We start from the raw sequence: 1,029 nt of genomic DNA, 5'->3' as shown, positions 1-1,029 counted from the left end.
GGGCCTGTTGCGTAATCCGCCAGTTGTGATTCCCTAGGGCAAAGCCTTGGGGGAATGACGATGGCGGTGAAGCGGACAGGACAGCCGAGCTTTGTGGAAGCGCTGATGCCGAAGGGCGCCGGCGCCAATGCGGCGCTGGATCGGCTGGCGGGCTTGGTCAAGTGGTACCGGTTCGAGAAGCTGATCGGCCACTTGCGGGATGAAGGGAGCCCCGGTCGTCCGGGCTATCCGGTGCTGGTGCTGTTTCGTGCGGTGCTGCTGCAGTCGCTCTATGGTCTTTCGGAACGCGAGCTGGAGGAGGCGCTGGGCGATCGATTGTCGTTCAAGCGCTTCGTCGGTTTGAGCCTTGAGGATGCGACGCCTGACCACACGGTTCTGAACCGCTTCCGGAACCAGCTCGTCGAACAAGGCCTGCTGGAGAAGCTGTTTGGCGAACTGGATCGTCAGCTTGAGAATGCTGGCGTGATCCTCAAGCGGGGCACGATGCTCGATGCGACCTTGATCCAGGCCGTCTCAGTTCCTCCGAAGGAGGACCGTCCGTCGAACGACCCCGATGCCCGGTTTACCAAGCGACAGGGCAAGGGTGGCTCGACGTTCGGCTACAAGGCTCACATGGGTGTTGACGAGGGATCTGGCCTGATCCGCGCAGTCCTGACCACGCCCGCCAACATCAACGATACAACGCCGGCCGACGAACTGATCCGCGGGGATGAAGCCGTGGTGTGGGCCGATGCGGCTTACGACACCCACGCCCGGCGGGCTCGGCTGAAAGCGGAAGGCAAGAAGCCCCGCATCGCCCGTCGCCCGAACCGGCATCACCCGGAACTGCCGCCGAGGCTCAAACGCTACAACCGTCTCATTGCACGACGACGTGCAACGGTGGAGACCACCTTTGCCACCCTCAAACGCCGGATGCGGCTCACCTGCATCCGCTACGTCGGCCTCGCCAAGGCAAGCGGGCAAGTCCTGCTTGCCTCCATCGCGTTCAATATGAGGCGGTGGGCCGCAATCGCCGCGTGAGACGCCCGG

The 1,029-nt window shown here is 63.6% G+C and carries 1 protein-coding gene; it reads left to right on the top strand.

The features are described 5' to 3' along the window. Positions 1-60: 60 nt before the first annotated feature. Positions 61-1,020, top strand: a complete 960-nt coding sequence (locus RAD15_RS43340) for an IS5 family transposase (protein ID WP_458184786.1) — start codon at positions 61-63, stop codon at positions 1,018-1,020. The last annotated feature ends 9 nt before the right edge of the window (positions 1,021-1,029 follow it).

It is taken from the genome of Bradyrhizobium sp. 14AA, assembly GCF_054185205.1.
This window is presented reverse-complemented; position numbering and strand designations above follow the sequence as displayed.

Bases quoted from the DNA above. Each gene is read 5' to 3' on its own strand.
- RAD15_RS43340 (WP_458184786.1), top strand. From the start codon at position 61: ATGGCGGTGAAGCGGACAGGACAGCCGAGCTTTGTGGAAGCGCTGATG.